Source organism: Nonomuraea insulae (assembly GCF_042656245.1).
In genome coordinates this window covers 1-1,151 of the sequence record NZ_JBHSPA010000128.1, presented here as the reverse complement: position 1 = coordinate 1,151, position 1,151 = coordinate 1, and the positions used below count along the sequence as shown (strand labels likewise).

At 67.2% G+C, this 1,151-nt stretch carries 1 protein-coding gene; it reads left to right on the top strand.

All coding sequences use genetic code 11. The features are described from left to right. On the top strand, nucleotides 1-1,151 hold a 1,151-nt coding region (locus ACFPZ3_RS67520; RefSeq protein WP_379524865.1), incomplete at both ends, for a class I SAM-dependent methyltransferase.

Sequence of the window (1,151 nt, the reverse complement as noted above, 5' to 3'; positions counted from 1 at the left end):
ACCTTTGGTGAGGACTTCACCGGCTGGGACAGTTCTTATTCGGGTGAGCCGATTCCGCTGCAGCAGATGTGGGCCTGGCGTGATGCTGTGGTGGAGCAGGTGCTGCGGCATCGGCCCGAGCGGCTTCTCGAAGTGGGTGTCGGTTCGGGTCTGTTGTTGTCGCAGTTGGTCGAGCATTGTGCGGAGTTCTGGGGTACGGACCTGTCGGGCACGGTGATCGATCGGCTGCGTGGTCAGGTGGCCGCGCGGGGGTTGGCCGACCGGGTGACGTTGCGCGCCCAGGCCGCGGACGTCGTGGAGGGGTTGCCTGAGGGGTATTTCGACACGATTCTGCTCAACTCCGTGGTGCAGTACTTCCCCGACGGGGAGTACTTGCGGCGGGTGATCGACCGGCTGGTCGGGCTGCTGGCGCCGGGTGGCCGGCTGGTGGTGGGCGATGTGCGGCATGCCGGCACGTTGCGCGCGTTCCACGCGGCGGTACGGGCGCCGCGTTTCGCCGGGCAACTGGACCGGCTGCGGGCCGCGGTGGCGCATTCGGTGATGGTGGAGAAGGAACTGGTGGTGGCGCCGGAGTTCTTCGCCACGCTGGCTGATCCGCGGATCGGGGCGGTCGACATCCGCCTCAAGCCGGGTTCCTATCACAATGAGCTGACCCGGCATCGTTATGAGGTGGTGCTGCACAAGGACCCGGCCGACGTCGTCGATGTCGCCCACGTGCCCACGCTGGCGTGGGATCCGGACCTCGATCTGGATCAGGTCGCGGCACCGGTGCGGATCGTCGGCATTCCCAACGCTCGTCTGGTGGAGGAGGTGGCGTGCGAACAAGCCCTGGACGATGACGTGGTGGTCCCAGCCACCGGGATCGACCCGCATGACTGTATCGAGTGGGGTCAGAAGCGGGGTGTGCAGGCGATCCCGACCTGGTCGGCGGCGTCGGTGGCGCACTTCGACCTGCTGATCCTGCCCGCCGGCACAGGGCCGGTGTTGTCCGGCGGATATGTCCCGGCTGCGGGTGTGGTGCGGTTGGTGAATGATCCGAAGGCGGCTCGTGGTCTGGGGGCGTTGCTGGCTGAGGTTCGGGCGGGGCTGGCGGATCGGTTGCCGGAGTATTTGGTGCCGTCGGTGGTGGTGGCGATTGGTGCGGTGCCGTT